At 54.7% G+C, this 14,275-nt stretch carries 11 protein-coding genes; 4 read left to right on the top strand and 7 right to left on the bottom strand.

Annotated elements, in window-relative coordinates; genetic code table 11:
* Positions 1-48 precede the first annotated feature (48 nt).
* From NM686_RS10005 to NM686_RS09990, 4 genes are all read left to right on the top strand, one after another.
* Complete coding sequence (locus NM686_RS10005) at positions 49-585, top strand: gamma carbonic anhydrase family protein (protein ID WP_255187731.1); 537 nt, start codon at positions 49-51, stop codon at positions 583-585.
* Positions 586-688: 103 nt separating this feature from the next.
* On the top strand, positions 689-925 hold the full coding sequence (locus tag NM686_RS10000; RefSeq protein WP_255187730.1) for a thioredoxin: 237 nt from the start codon (positions 689-691) through the stop codon (positions 923-925).
* A 26-nt stretch (positions 926-951) separates the two neighbouring features.
* On the top strand, positions 952-1,131 hold the full coding sequence (locus NM686_RS09995) for a hypothetical protein (RefSeq protein ID WP_255187729.1): 180 nt from the start codon (positions 952-954) through the stop codon (positions 1,129-1,131).
* A 7-nt stretch (positions 1,132-1,138) separates the two neighbouring features.
* Positions 1,139-1,495, top strand: coding sequence for a hypothetical protein (locus NM686_RS09990; protein WP_255187728.1), 357 nt, complete (start codon positions 1,139-1,141; stop codon positions 1,493-1,495).
* A 243-nt stretch (positions 1,496-1,738) separates the two neighbouring features.
* Here NM686_RS09990 and NM686_RS09985 read toward each other — a convergent pair whose 3' ends face one another.
* The 7 genes from NM686_RS09985 to NM686_RS09955 all read right to left on the bottom strand — a co-directional run bounded on the left by NM686_RS09985 (position 1,739) and on the right by NM686_RS09955 (position 14,165).
* Positions 1,739-2,956 carry a BaiN/RdsA family NAD(P)/FAD-dependent oxidoreductase gene (locus NM686_RS09985; protein WP_255187727.1) on the bottom strand — a complete coding sequence of 406 codons (1,218 nt, stop codon included), beginning with the start codon at positions 2,954-2,956 and terminating at the stop codon, positions 1,739-1,741.
* Positions 2,957-3,085: 129 nt separating this feature from the next.
* Positions 3,086-4,099 carry a dihydroorotate dehydrogenase-like protein gene (locus NM686_RS09980; protein ID WP_255187726.1) on the bottom strand — a complete coding sequence of 338 codons (1,014 nt, stop codon included), beginning with the start codon at positions 4,097-4,099 and terminating at the stop codon, positions 3,086-3,088.
* Entirely contained in the window at positions 4,092-7,730 is a 3,639-nt protein-coding gene (gene nifJ, locus NM686_RS09975) for a pyruvate:ferredoxin (flavodoxin) oxidoreductase (protein ID WP_255187725.1), read from the bottom strand. The genes NM686_RS09980 and nifJ overlap by 8 nt, the downstream gene beginning before the upstream one ends.
* 374 nt (positions 7,731-8,104) lie before the next feature.
* The gene (locus tag NM686_RS09970; RefSeq protein ID WP_255187724.1) at positions 8,105-11,149 is read right to left on the bottom strand and encodes an efflux RND transporter permease subunit; all 3,045 of its coding nucleotides are present in this window, start codon (positions 11,147-11,149) and stop codon (positions 8,105-8,107) included.
* Positions 11,146-12,240, bottom strand: coding sequence for an efflux RND transporter periplasmic adaptor subunit (locus NM686_RS09965; protein WP_255187723.1), 1,095 nt, complete (start codon positions 12,238-12,240; stop codon positions 11,146-11,148). The genes NM686_RS09970 and NM686_RS09965 overlap by 4 nt, the downstream gene beginning before the upstream one ends.
* A gap of 234 nt (positions 12,241-12,474) precedes the next feature.
* A complete protein-coding gene (locus NM686_RS09960; RefSeq protein ID WP_255187722.1) occupies positions 12,475-13,203 on the bottom strand; it encodes an esterase family protein in 729 nt (242 codons plus the stop codon).
* Positions 13,200-14,165 carry an acetylxylan esterase gene (locus NM686_RS09955; RefSeq protein WP_269022820.1) on the bottom strand — a complete coding sequence of 322 codons (966 nt, stop codon included), beginning with the start codon at positions 14,163-14,165 and terminating at the stop codon, positions 13,200-13,202. The genes NM686_RS09960 and NM686_RS09955 overlap by 4 nt, the downstream gene beginning before the upstream one ends.
* Between the last annotated feature and the right edge of the window lie 110 nt (positions 14,166-14,275).

The following is a 14,275-nucleotide window of genomic DNA, read 5'->3' as shown; positions in this document are numbered from 1 at the left end:
CAATTGCGTAATATCCTCGGCTAATTATGGCAAAAATCGGGGGTCCTTGTGGCAGTAAGAACATTTAACGGCAAACAGCCATCCATCGGCAATCAAGTGTATATCGACCCGACCGCGGTGGTCATAGGAGATGTCACGCTAGGCGACGACGTATCGATCTGGCCGACTTGTGTCGTCCGGGGGGATGTCGAAGCGATCAGCATAGGCGCGGGCAGCAATGTGCAGGATGGTTCTGTCTTGCATGTGTCGCATGCCGGCGACTATTCGCCGACCGGACATCAATTGAGCATAGGCCTGGGCGTGACGATTGGTCATCGCGCGGTCGTGCATGGTTGCAGCATCGGCAATTACTGCTTGCTCGGTATTGGAGCCATCGTCATGGACGGCGCCGTGCTGGAAGATTATGTCATGCTTGGGGCGGGCGCCTTGGTTCCGCCCGGTAAAAGGTTAGAGAGTGGCTACCTCTATGTTGGCGCACCGGCCAAGCCTGTTCGAGCATTGAATGACTCGGAAAAAAGCTTTTTGGAATACTCCTACCAGCACTATATCCGCTTGAAAAATCAATATTTATCGAGCCAAACCTAACACTCGGGTTCCACCATAAATATCGACACGATATTTGTTTGACAAATCCAAATCTTTGCCTTAATGTTTCGACTCGCTATTAAATAAAAATAGAGGAGTCCAAATGTCAAAAGCTATTTTCTATCATGCCGGCTGCCCAGTGTGCCTGGGTGCCGAGCAGATGTTGATCAGCGCAATCAACCAGGATAAATACCCCCTGGAAATCGTTCATCTTGGCGAGCAGCCAGATCGCATTGGCGAAGCGGAATCGGCTGGCGTCAATTCGGTCCCAGCGCTTACCTTGGGTGGTCAAGTATTTCATATCAATTTCGGCGCGGCAATAGCCGATTTAAAAGCATAATAAAAACAAAGAGAGAGGTTTCGACGATGAGTGAAAAAACAGAAAAAGATAATTTCGTGCTGTACATGGTGATAGCAACGGTGGCGTTGGTCGGCGTGATCCTGGCGGTCAAGCTCAGCGAAAATGAAAAATATGAGCCTATCAAACAACAATTAGAAGAAGAAAATAAACAAATGAACATTCGTGTTATCGATGAGCGAGGCTAAGAACATCATGAAAAAACATTTTATCAGCGGTTTTTTATTGACTCTTTTCCTGAGCGGCTCGGCGGGAGCGACTGAATACATTTATCGGGATTTAATGGCCAACACACTGCCCGCCCATTGCGATGTGGAAGCGAAGGCAAAGGAAGGTGCATCCAAAAAATACACGGTAGACCGTTTTGTCAAACGTTTCTGCCAGACCCAAGGCTATGGCTGGCATGTGGATGAAGTAAAAACCTCGGGCAAAACCGTTTGCGAGCCTTGCGGCGACCAAGCCGGCAAACAGCAATGCCATCAGGAAGACGTGGTAGTGACTTGCCGCCGCATCAAGCCCGGCACCGTCGGCATGCTGCCCGGCAAAGGCTAAAAGGACTGGACAATACCAAGCCGAAGATGGCACCAACGGCATCTTCGGCTGTCCCATGCTTGTTTCTCCAAGCGGGTGATCAATTCCGACAGCTCTTCGCTAAACGTGACTAACGAGGCTTCTTCCCTGTTGGCCCGAATTGTTTCGCAAGGCCAGCATTATGACGGGATTTTCAGTTCTGCTGAATCCCCGAGTTCTTCCGCCTCAACGGCTCCGTCTATATCGCCGCGAAAGCCAGCAAACTCATACATACTGTCCGGCACACCAGCCCGACGACCAGGCCCATTGAAAATTGTAGCCGCCAAGCCAACCCGTGACATCCACTACCTCGCCGACAAAATAAAGCCTCTTCACTTTCAAAGATTCCATGGTTTTGGACGAGAGCGCATCGCAGTCGACACCCCCTATCGTGACTTCAGCCGTGCGGTAGCCTTCAGAGCCGTTCGGCCTGATATGCCAGGCCTGGATATGATCGCTGATTTGCCGAAATTGTTTGTCGGAGCAATCGACCAGCGCACATTCCAGCATCGCTTCAGACAGCAAGGCCGGCAACAGGCGCTTGGGCAATAATTCCCCCAGCCAGGTTTTAACCTTGAATTTGCTGCCCTGCTTGCGCAATTGCTTCAATTCGGCCAGTAGATCACGGTCCGGCAGGCAATTGATCACGAGGGCTTCTCCAGGCTGCCAGTAAGACGAGATTTGCAGGATCGCAGGCCCGCTCAGGCCGCGATGGGTAAACAGCAGATTTTCCCGAAAAGACCGGTTCTGAGTGGAAACTTCGCACGGCACGGCGATGCCGGTCAACGCCGAAAACACCTCTTTGTCATGCGGTTGCAGCGTCAACGGCACGAGACCAGCCCGCGTCGGCCACACTTTGATATTGAACTGCTCGGCAATCCGATAGCCCAACGGCGTCGCGCCCATTTTTGGAATCGACAAGCCGCCGGTCGCGACTACCAGCGATTGGCAGTGTAACTTGCCTTGATTGGTATGGACTTGGAAACCGCCGCCGGCATCTTGGGCGATACGTTGAACCGCGCATTGCAGGCTGATGCTTGCGCCGTACCGGCGGCATTCCGCCAGCAACATGTCCAATATATCCCTAGCGCTGTCATCGCAAAACAACTGGCCGTGCAGGCGTTCGTGATAGGCAATTTTGTAGCGCTGCACCAGCGACAGAAAATCCCATTGCGTGAAACGCTTCAAGGCCGATTTGCAGAAGTGCGGGTTATGCGAGAGGTAATTGTCGGCTTCGACCGAATAATTGGTGAAATTACAGCGGCCGCCGCCGGACATCAGGATTTTCTTGCCGGGCTTGTTGGCATGGTCGATGATGCGCACCTTGCGCCCGCGTTTGGCGGCCTCGATCGCGCACATCAAGCCCGAGGCGCCGGCGCCGATGATGACGACATCGAATTGCGCGTCTGTAAAACCTTCTGCACCCACTAACGGCACCGCCACGACGGGTTGTCTATTTCGAATAAAAACATGTCAAATCATAAAAACGAGGACTCCCGCAAGAGCGGGAGTCAAATCATTCAAATCCGAACTACTCATTCAGCAAGCCAGATTTCGCAATGCTGAAAAACGCTAACGCAACACTCCGCTGGGCGCAGTATAGCTGTCCAATACCTGCACGTAGTTGGCACGTTCGTAAGCGCTCGGATCGATAGCGTGTTGTTGGCTGACGCTGCCTTTCAATTGAACAATCGATTCGTACTCGTGCTCCTCCAGCCATTGCTGCATCTCCGACAGGATTGCGCTCAGGCGCCCTACTCCATCCTTCAACAACACGCTGCATAAGTGCACGACATCGGCGCCGGCCAGCAGGGCCTTGATGACGTCCGGGGTTTCATGAAAGCCGCCGGTCACACCCAGGGACATATTGACCCGCCCGTACATCAACGCGGTCCAGCGTATCCGCAGCAAGGCTTCGGCTGGCGTCGACAGTTCCAATTTCGGCACGACCTGCAAGGTTTCCAGATCGATATCAGGCTGATAGAAGCGGTTGAACAACACGACGCCGTCGGCGCCGGCCGCTTGCAGGCGTTGGGCAAAATTGACCGGCGAACTGAATTGCGGCGACAGTTTCAAGGTCAACGGGATACCGACCTGAGACTTCAGTTCCTGCAAGATGTCCAGATACAGGCGTTCGACACTGGCGCTGGATTCCTCGGAATTGGCCGCCAGATGGTAGATGTTCAGTTCCAGCGCATCGGCGCCGGCCTGTTCCAAAGCACGGCCGTATTCCATCCAGCCGCCGACCGAGGTACCATTCAAACTGGCGATGACAGGAATCTTCAGGCTTTGTTTCAGCTGATGCAAATGCTCCAGATATTGTTCTTGATAGGTCAAAATCTCGTGCGGTACAGGATGAAACGAATCGGCTTCGCCATAGCCAATCGCTTGGCCGTAAAAAAACCGCTCCATGTTCTGCTGCTCGGCCTCGATTTTTTCCTCGAACAAGGACGGCATCACGATCGCCGAGGCGCCGGCATCTTCCAGTTGCTTGGCATTATCCAGATTCTTGGTCAGCGGCGATGACGAAGGCACCAAGGGATGCGCCAGTTCCAGGCCTAAATAGTGTGTCGTTAAATCAACCATTTTGGGTCTCCTTGGTAGTCTCGGTGAGGATCTGGGCTTTGGCGACCGGCACGCTGGTCGCTTCGGTCCATTCCAATTCAGACAGTTGTTTGTAATAGCGGTAGCGGTTTTTCACATCCTGCTGTGCCTGTTTCAAAAAGGCTTCAGCGGACTCAGGATGTGATTGCCATAGCATGCTGAAACGGGTCTCGCTCATGACGAAGTCGCGGTACGGCACGGAAGGTTCCGGCGAATCCAGCTGCATCGGATTCTTGCCTTGCTTGATACGGTTCGGATTGAAACGGAACAGCGGCCAGTGTCCGCTTTTGACCGCCAGGTTTTGCTGCCTGTGGTTGTTGGACATATCCACGCCGTGAGCGATACAGGGCGCATAGGCGATGATGATGGATGGGCCGTTGTGGGCCTCGGCTTCCAGAAAGGCATTCAGGGTCTGAATGTCCTTGCCGGCATAAGCTACATGAGCGACATAGACGTTGCCGTAATCCATCGCCAGCAAGCCCAGATCCTTTTTGGCGGTGGCCTTGCCGCCGGCCGAGAATTTGGCGACCGCGCCCAATGGCGTGGATTTGGAAGTCTGGCCGCCGGTATTGGAATAAACCTCGGTATCCAGCACCAGGATATTCACATTGCGCCCGCTGGCCAATACATGATCCAAGCCGCCATAGCCAATGTCGTAAGCCCAACCATCGCCGCCGATGATCCAGACGCTTTTTTTGCACAAGTAATCGGCCAGTTCCAGCAGCGTTTTTGCGGCGGGTTCCGTCATCGTTTGCAAACGCTGTTTCAATTCGGCGACGCGCTGGCGTTGCTCGTAAATGCCCGGCTCGTCGGATTGGTCGGCGTTCAGGATCGTATCGACCCATTCGCCGCCCAATTGCTCGCGCAAGCTGACCAATAGCTCGGCGGCAAATTCGGTCTGTTTGTCGATCGACACCCGCATACCCAAGCCGAATTCGGCGTTGTCCTCGAACAGGGAGTTGTTCCAGGCCGGTCCCCTTCCCTCGGCGTTTTTGGTCCACGGCGTGGTCGGCAGATTACCGCCATAAATCGACGAACAGCCGGTGGCATTGGCGACGACCATGCGATCACCGAACAATTGCGAAGCCAGCTTTACATAAGGTGTTTCGCCGCAGCCAACGCAAGCACCGGAAAACTCAAACAGAGGTTGCAGAACCATCGCCCCCTTGATGGTGTTGGTCTTCAGCAGTTTGCGGTCGTATTCCGGCAAGGACAGGAAGAAGTCCCAGTTTTGGCTTTCCGGTTCCCGCAAGGGCGCTTGCGGTGCCATGTTCAGGGCCTTGCGGCTGGCGTTGGATTTGTCGCGTATCGGGCAGATGTCCACGCACAAGCCGCAGCCGGTGCAATCTTCCGGTGCGACTTGATAGGTGATCGACAACCCGGCTGGAAAATCCTTGCCGAGCATGGCCATGTGTTTGAAGGTTTCGGGCGCCGCATCGGCGACTTCGGTTTGATAGATCTTGCTGCGTATCGCCGCATGCGGACACACCATCGGACATTTGCCGCACTGCGTGCACAAATCGGTTTCCCAGACCGGGATCTCCAGGGCCAGATTGCGTTTTTCGTAAGCCGTCGTGCCAGTCGGAAAGGTACCGTCCACCGGCATCGCGCTGACCGGCAGCAAGTCGCCGCGGCCGGCGATGATTTCGGCGGTCACGCGTTTGACGAAGTCCGGCGCATCGTCTGGAATATGTTCGACGCGCTCGAAACGGCTGCTGACTTGGATCGGCAACGGCACCTGATGCAAGCCAGCCAGGGTGTCGTCGATGGCCTTGAAGTTCAATTCGACGATGCGCCGGCCTTTCTTGCCGTAGGTTTTTTCGACCGCATGTTTGATGGCCTCGATGGCCTGCTCTTGCGGCAACACGCCGGAAATCGCGAAAAAGCAGGTCTGCATGATGGTGTTGATGCGCTTGCCCATGCCGCATTTCTCGGCGACGGCATAACCGTCGATCACGTAAAAGCGTATGTTTTTGGCCAGCATCTGCTGCTGCATGGATTTGGGCAGACAGTCCCAAACCTGGTCGGGTGGCGCGGAGGTATTGAGCAGAAACACCGCGTCGGCGGCGGCATTGGCCAGCATGTCGTAGCGATCCAGGAAGATGCTTTGATGGCAGCCGATGAAATTGGCGTCGTTCTCGGCGATCAGATAGGTCGATTTGATCGGTTTGGGGCCAAAACGCAGATGCGAAACGGTAATCGCGCCGGATTTTTTGGAGTCATAGACGAAATAACCTTGCGCATAGGCTTCGGTTTCCTCGCCGATGATCTTGATGGTGTTCTTGTTGGCGCCGACCGTGCCGTCGCTGCCCAAGCCATAAAACATGGCCTGAAAAGCGCCGGCATGGGCATCGGTTCTGAAATTGGCGTCCCAAGGCAGACTGGTGTTCGTGACGTCGTCGTATATGCCTATCGTAAACTGGTTTTTCGGCTGTTCGTTTTTCAGTTCGTCGAAGATCGCCTTGATCATGCCGGGGGTAAATTCCTTGGACGACAAGCCATAACGGCCACCGACCACTTTCGGCATCGAGGCGAACTTGCTATTACCGCCAAGCAGGTCCTGGGCAATCGCGCTGAGCACGTCCTTGTACAGCGGTTCGCCATCGGCGCCCGGCTCCTTGGTGCGATCCAGGACCGCGATTTTACGGCAACGGGCCGGCAAGGCTGCCAAGAGATGCGCCGGCGAAAACGGCCGGAACAAACGTACCTTGAGCAGGCCAACCGACTCGCCCTGGCGATTCAGATAATCCACGGTTTCATGCACGGCTTCGGCGCCGGAGCCCATCAGCACGATGACCCGCTCGGCGTCCGCCGGCCCGACATAGTCAAACAAACGGTATTGCCGTCCGGTCAATGCGGCGAATTTGTCCATCGCCCCTTGCACGATGCCGGGCAAGGCGTCATAAAACGGATTGACGGTTTCACGTGCCTGGAAATACACATCGGGATTCTGCGCGGTGCCGCGCAACACCGGATTGTCAGGCGTCAACGCGCGACCGCGGAAGGCGCTGACCCATTCTTGTTTGATCATGCCATGCAAGATTTCATCGTCTATCGTCGCCAGTTTGGCGACTTCGTGCGAGGTTCTGAAACCGTCGAAGAAATGCATGAACGGCACGCGCCCTTCCAGACTGGCGGAATGCGAAACCAAAGCCAAATCCTGCACCTCCTGCGGCGAGTTGGAGCACAGCATCGCAAAGCCGGTCATACGCGCCGACATTACGTCGCTGTGGTCGCCGAAGATGGACAAGCCCTGCGCGGCCAGCGAGCGGGCGGCGATATGAAACACCGTCGGGCTCAATTCGCCGGCGATCTTGTACATATTCGGTATCATCAACAACAGGCCCTGCGACGCGGTAAACGTGGTGGCCATGGTGCCGGCCTGCAACGCGCCATGTATCGCGCCGGCGGCGCCGGCCTCGCTCTGCATCTCGATGACCTGGGGCACGGTGCCCCATAGATTGGTCTGCCCGCGTGACGACCATTCGTCCGCCCACTCGCCCATCGGCGACGAAGGGGTGATGGGATAAATCGCGATGACTTCGTTCAATTTATGCGCGACAGCTGCCGCGGCCTGGTTACCATCAATGGTGAGTGTTTGTTGATTTTTCATAAAACAACCTTCAATTTCTGTAAGAAAAAACCAGGCTTAAGGAACCTACAAGTTCATTAGGCTTTGTCATTATTTCGGTATGCACGCCGTATCATTCATCGAAACGACACATCCGGCCTGCTCGGGTCGACTCGCGGCGTCTATCACGACACATTTACACCGGATTTGATAATGCTTTTTACACCGACTTTCAAGCCGGCACAATTAACAACGTGGACGATTTTCGTTTTTGTGGCCGTAGATTTCTGGAATCGGCAAAAATTTCAATCAGTTGACCGCTTCGCGCGATCTCGGCGGCCTGTTTTACCCTGCTTCAAAATCCCATCAATATTTACCGCAAACCACTCGCCGTTTGCTGCTCCTCTGCTTGCTCGTCAGGCTTCAACGCGCTTATGTTCGCGCGCCAACAACACATAAAAAGCCGGCACGACAAACAAGGTAAACAAGGTTCCTATGCCGAGGCCGCTGGCGATCACCAGACCAATATCAAAACGACTCGTGGCGCCTGGTCCCGTGGCCAGCAACAACGGTATCATCGCCACTATCATCGACACCGTGGTCATCAGGATAGGCCGCAGGCGTATCGTGGCGGCCTGCTCGACCGCCCTGAACTTACCGATGCCTTCTTGGCTTTGCAATTGATTGGCAAACTCGACGATCAAGATACCGTTCTTGGCGATCAAGCCTATCAACGTAATCAAGCCGACTTGGGTATAAATGTTGATCGTGGCGAAACCCAGCATGATGAAAGCCAGCGCGCTGGCGATGGATAGCGGCACTGAAATCAGGATGATCAAGGGATCGCGCCAGCTTTCGAATTGGGCCGCCAGCACCAGATAAATGATCAGCAAGGCCATGAAAAAAGTCAGAATCAACACGTTGCCTTGCTGTTGATATTGTCTGGATTCCCCGGTGTAATCCCAGCTAAAGCCGCGCGGAAAAATTTCCCGCGCCGTTTGCTCCAGATACGCCATCGCATCGCCCAAGCCGACACCGGGAATCATCAAGCCGCTAAGGGTCAAACTATTGAGCTGCTGGAATTGCGTGCGTTTGCCGGGCTCTACCGTATGCTCCAGCCTCAGCAGGGACGACAAGGGAACCTGGCCGCCGGAGGCCGTGCGCAAATAGTAATGATCCAGTTTGCCAATATCCAGCCGCGCCAAATCATCGACCTGCGGAATCACTTTGTAACTGCGCCCTTGCAGGCTAAAGCGGTTGACATATTGCCCGCCTAGCAAAGTCGCCAGATTCCGGCCAATATCCTGCATGTCGATACCCAAATCGGCCGCCCGGTCCCTGTCGATCACCAGCGTCGTTTGCGGCCGGTCGAAGCTGACATCCTTGCTCATGAAGGCAAACTTGCCGCTTTGCATGGCCGTATCGATCAATTGATCGGCCACTTGATCCAGCGCCGAATAATCGGCGTCCGTGACCATCACGAACTGCATCGGCAAACCACCGCCGGAACCCGGCAGGCTGGGAGGCGAAATCACCGCGGTCTGAAAGCCGGCGATTTGTCCGACCTTAGCCTGTAATTCCTGTTGTACTTGTGCTTGCGAACGCTGGCGTTCGAAGGTGGAAGGCAATTTAAAACCGCTGAATACCGTGCTGGTATCGCCACCAAAACCCATGATCAAAAAGCTTTCCCTGTATTCCGGGATGGTTTCGAATTGCTTGATCAATTCCCGCGCATAGGTTTCGTTATAGGGCAACGTCGCGGTTTGCGGGCCGGTGGAGATGCTGAACAGTATGCTTTGATCCTCCATCGGCGCCAGTTCCTTGGCCGACAGCATGAACATGAAATAAATGCTGGCCAGCACCAAGCCCGCAAACAACAGAATACTCGACGGATACTCCAAGGTTTTATGCAGCAGGCGCTGATAATAGGCGGCCAAGCCATGAAAAAAATGCTCTATCGCGCGTTCGAAACGGCCAGGCTGCCCCGCTTCCTTCAACACCTTGGAACTCATCATCGGTGACAACGTCAGCGCCACGACGCCCGATATCAAAACCGCGCCGGCCAGCGTAAAGGCAAACTCGGTAAACAGCGTACCGACCAGACCGCCCATGAAACCGATAGGCGCATAGACCGCCACCAGGGTGGTCGTCATCGCGATGACCGGCAGGCCCAATTCCCGCGCGCCCCGCAACGCTGCTTGCAAACGCGGCTGCCCCTCTTCGATATGGCGATGGATGTTTTCCACCATGACGATGGCATCATCGACGACCAGGCCAATCGCCAGCACCAAGGCCAGCATGGTCAACAGATTGATCGAAAATCCCATGGCCAGCATCAAAAACGCGCCGCCGATCAGGGATAACGGCACCGTCACCGCCGGAACCAACGCGGCGCGAAACGAGCCTATCGATAAAAAAATGACGATCAACACGATGATGACGGCTTCGATCAGCGTGTCAAACACTTCGTCTATCGAATCTTCGATGAACTCACTGGCATCATACGGCAGCAACATCCGCATCGCGTCGGGCAGGTCGCGCTCGATGTCCTTCAATAAGGTTTTTACCGCCTTGGCCACCGTCAGCGGATTCGCGCCGGGGGCTTGTTCTATGCCCATGAAAATGGCCATTTTGCCGTTATACCAATCGACGACATCGTAGTCCTCGCTGCCCAATTGCGTATCGGCGATGTCCTGCAAGCGCACCAGCGTGCCGTTGCGATTGGCGACTACCAACTGGCGAAACTCCTGCTCGCTGACGGCATCGGTGGTCGCGCGCAGATCGATTTTGACGTAATCGCCCTTGGTCCCGCCCACGCCGGACAGATAATTGTTCGCTTGCAAGACGTCGTAGACATCGCTTGCTGTCACGCCCAATGCCGCCATGCGCCGCGGGTCCAGCCAGATCCGCATCGCGAATGTCTTGTTTCCCAGCATTTTCGCCTTGCCCACGCCCGGCACGGCCTGCAGTTTGGGCTGTACCACGCGCAGCATGTAATCGCTGAGTTTGGCCGCCTCCAGCGTGTCGCTGTACAAGGCGATATACATCAACGCGGTGTCATCGCCCGTTTGCGCGGTGATCACGGGATCTTCGGCTTCGGCGGGCAACACGTTGCGTTGGCTGGCGACCTTGGCCTGAATTTCGGCGACGGCGGCATTCGGGTCGTAATTCAAACGCATGTGCGCTTCTATCGTGGAACTGCCTTGCCGACTGCTGGACGACAGGTAGTCGATGCCGTCGGCTTCGGCGATGGCTTGTTGCAACGGATTGGTAATGAAGCCCTTGATCAGATCGCTGCTAGCGCCCGGATAACTGGTGGCGATGGTCACCACGGTATTCTCGGTTTTTGGATATTGGCGCAGTTCCAGCACCGAAATCGCCCTGAGACCGAGCACCAGGATCAACAGACTGACGACGCTGGCGAGTACCGGCCGATGAATGAACAGATCCGTGAATTTCACCGGCTCGCCTCCCGTTCGCCAGGTGCCGGCTGACTATCGATGGAAACCTGCATGCCATTACGCAGCTTGATCTGGCCCGCGCTGACGACTTTATCGCCTTCCCGCAGGCCGCTGACGATTTCGACCCGACCCTGGCGACGCTGGCCGGTGACGACTTGCCGGTTTTGCACGGTCAAGCCGTCACCGGTTTGCTCGATCAAAAATACCGAATCGCCATACGGATTGTAACTGATCGCCGTATCGGGCAAGGTCAACACCGGCTGCGTCACGCCGGACTCGATTTGCACTTGGGCAAACATCCCAGGCCGCAGCAATCTGTCACGGTTTGGCACTTCTGCCCTGATTTTCAGCGAGCGCGTATCGCGTTCGACGGCCGGACTGATCGCCGTTATCTGGCCCACGAAGCGTTTGTCGGGATAGGCCTGCACGGTAGCGATGACATTTTGCTGACTGGCCAGTTGCGCGATGTAACGTTCGGGCAAGCTGAAATCCAGATAAACGGGCTCCAAGGCTTGCAGACGGACGATGCCGCTGCCTTCAGCCAGATATTGGCCCAAATCGACCTGGCGTATGCCCAGTTCGCCACTGAACGGCGCGCGTATGCTTTTCTTGGCTATCAGGGTCTTTTTCGCCTGAACGGCGGCGCTGGCCTGATCGAGCATGGCTTTGTGCTGGTCGTAGTCGGAGCGTGACACGTATTTTTTCTCGATCATTTTTGCGCTACGCTCGAAACGCACTTGGGCAAATTCGAGTTCGGCTTCCAAACCCTGCAATTCCGCAACATCGGTATCGGCGTCCAGTTCGATCAGTAGCTGCCCTTTTTTGACCGATTGCCCGGATTCAAAATGCAAGGCCTTGACCTTTCCCGCCGCTTCATTGCTGACATCGACCCCGGCAACGGCCGTCAGGCTGCCCACCGCCGTCAAGGCGCCTCCCCAATGCTCCGAAGTCACTGCAGCAGCCGCCACGACGGCTGGCGGCGGAGGTTTCATCTGGCTGATGGCTTGACCGATTTGATAAAACCTCAATCCGAACAAGGCCCCCAAAATCAGCAAAGTTAAGGATAAGACAATAAATATGCGCTTGATCATCTGCGTCAACGAAGATTGGAAAATTTAGCATTGCCGTTCGCGGATCAAAACCAGGCAGCGCCTAAATTCGAACCGCGAAAAGCATAACCATGCATGGAAACCGGCGGCTCCCTTCCGCTTAAAAACATCAGCAGTCCACGAAAAACACGAAATACGAGGGAATTATCGGCGAGTCATTACAGTTATGCGTTGATAGGGTGCCGCAATCCGTGATGATACCCTCCGACAAACACCTCAGAGGTATAAACGGGCCATTTGTCGCCAGTATTGGCCCTGGTGTGCCCGTTCATCCCATTCATAAAACTTGTGTTTGATGCCTTTACGGCTTAGTAAATCGCTGAACTCGCGATTATTCTGCAAAAAGGGATCATCCCTGCCTATCACCAAGGTGATGTCCATTTTACGTAGCAAGGCCAGTTGAGCGCTGTCGGTCAAATTCGCTAAAAAATGACTGGGCGTATGAAAATAAATGTCGTCATCGTAATAGCCGTCGAATAAGTCCTTGAAATATTCCACTTCCAAGGTCAAATCATAGCGCCCGGAGAATGCCACCAGTTTTTGAAATCGCCCTGGATGCCGCAACGCAATATTGACGGCGTGATAGGCGCCCAAACTACAGCCGTGGGCGATGGTGCAAGGATGGGGATTTTTGGCCTGCATGAAGGGCATGACTTCCTTGAGCACATAGTCTTCGAACAGCATATGCCGATTGATGCGGTCTTTCGGTTTTCGCCAAAAACAATAAAAGCTTTCATGATCGATGCTATCGACACAAAACAGCTGTAGATGGCCGGCATCGATCTTGGGCTTCAGCACATCGACGATGCCGAGGTTTTCATATTCATAAAATCGGCCATCACGAGTCGGAAATATAAGGACCTTGGCCCCCGCATTACCGAATACCAAAAACTCCATGTCTCGTCCCAGGCCGGCGCTATACCAATGATGATATTCCCTGTTCATGCGGTATTTGCACCGATTCCAAAAAACAAACGAAGATCCTGCAATAATTGTTGTTCTTGTTCCGCTTGCGCCGGATATTCGAAATGCCCCGCATCCAATACAAACAAGGTTTTTGGCGCCGGCCAGACATTGTAAACCGCAAACTGTCCGGGCGGCGCCACCATGGGATCGAACAAGGCCGCGGCCATATGCAGGGGTTGCGCCGCGAAGCCGGCCGCTATTGCCGCATCATAATAGGCCAATGTGCGGGAAATGCCAGGATGATGCTGAAAATAGTTCGTGACAGCCGCCCCACTGCCTAGGGTCGGCAATCTCAATCGTAACGGCTGATGGCCGAAAGTCGGCACATTCAAATGCACGCGTTTTATCCTGGCATCCCACGGCACGGCCATCGCGCCAATGCCGCCGCCAAAACTGATGCCCATGTAAGCGATGTGATCGGCGGCGTACGGATAAAGTGCCTGCATGACGGTCACGCCTACCCACAGATCGTCCACGCAACCGCCCAAAATATAGCGGTCGGGATTGTCTATCCCATGCAAGACATGTTCGTTCGGCTGATCGGAGACACCGTGACAGCAGCTTCGCGACAAACCGCGAAAACATGGAAACAAATACGCGGTTTTAGGAATATCGAAGTGGAAATCCGGCTGGCTTCTGCCGCCATAGCCGTGCCCAACCAGAATGCACTGTTCGACGACCTGGTTTTCAGGTTCCAACAACCAACCGCCGATAGTAAAGCCGTCGGTCGATTGGTACTCAATGTCGAATATCTTGAACCCTGCATGCGTTGCGGATTGACCCAGGGTGAAACTGGCCGTGCATGACAGCGCCTGGCGATAACGCCGTTGCCAGAAATCGGCGAAATCCGGTGGCGCCTCGGGCGGCTCAATGCTCAATAAACGCTGGAGACTATAGCCGTAGCCGGGATCGAACGAAAAAGAATGACTGAATGATTTCACGACGAATTTGGATTGGGGCGGGTCGTGATTAAATACGGACATTTAAAGGGATAAGCTCAAGCTGCCATCGCGTCGCGTTGGCCGTCTTATCCCAATAAAATCACGGATGA

The sequence above is a fragment of the Methylomonas rapida genome (genome assembly GCF_024360925.2).
Taxonomy (GTDB): Bacteria; Pseudomonadota; Gammaproteobacteria; order Methylococcales; family Methylomonadaceae; genus Methylomonas; species Methylomonas rapida.
Note: the sequence above shows the minus strand (reverse complement) of the source record. Positions and strands in the feature narration are given on the sequence as shown.